Genomic DNA, 280 nt, shown 5'->3' with positions numbered 1-280 from the left:
CAATGTGTTGCGCAACGGGCAGGCGGCATCAGGGGCTGAGTCCGCCTGGCGGGTCACCCGCAACCCCGAGGTTTTCAGCACCTGGTCGCACAGCAACGGATCATCCTGCAACCGCCCCAGCTTGTAGCGCGTCAACAGGTTCGGACTGGCGCGTACATCCAGCGGCGCCCAGGGGTTCCACTCCTTCGGCACCGGCACCCAGCCCCGCCATGCGCCCACCGCAACAGCGCCGCCGAGCACCAGCAACGCGCCCATCCACCCGATCGACCGCACGGCTCAG

At 68.6% G+C, this 280-nt stretch carries 1 pseudogene; it reads right to left on the bottom strand.

What is annotated here, in order from left to right:
- Positions 1-255, bottom strand: a pseudogene (locus tag EE949_RS00200) (extensin family protein); the annotation flags it as partial.
- Positions 256-280 lie beyond the last annotated feature (25 nt).

The sequence above is a fragment of the Pseudomonas viridiflava genome, from assembly GCF_900602065.1.
Classification (GTDB): Bacteria; Pseudomonadota; Gammaproteobacteria; order Pseudomonadales; family Pseudomonadaceae; genus Aquipseudomonas.
Note: the sequence above shows the minus strand (reverse complement) of the source record. Positions and strands in the feature narration are given on the sequence as shown.